Here is a 246-nt window from a genome sequence, read left to right on the forward strand (position 1 = left end):
TGGCGTAAAGCAGTGCGATGGCACCGATGATCAGGTCCTTCTTGCGTTCGGCCAGGGCCTGTTCGTATGTCTCGCTGCGCAGTGCCAGCAGGAAGGCATACGCCGCTGACCACAGGTAAGGCACCAGAATCATCGACGAGGCGAGGTAGATCAGGCTGGTATAGGTGCCGGCCGAAAACAGGGTGATCAGCAAGAACCCCTGGATCATGCAGTTGGTCAGCCACAGCGCATTGGCAGGCACGTGGT

General features: G+C 58.9%; 1 pseudogene. It reads right to left on the bottom strand.

Annotated elements, in window-relative coordinates:
* Window positions 1-246, bottom strand: a pseudogene (locus J5M56_RS26140) (arginine-ornithine antiporter); the annotation flags it as partial.

The organism is Pseudomonas sp. 51_B (assembly GCF_017491595.1).
GTDB lineage: Bacteria > Pseudomonadota > Gammaproteobacteria > Pseudomonadales > Pseudomonadaceae > Aquipseudomonas > Aquipseudomonas promysalinigenes.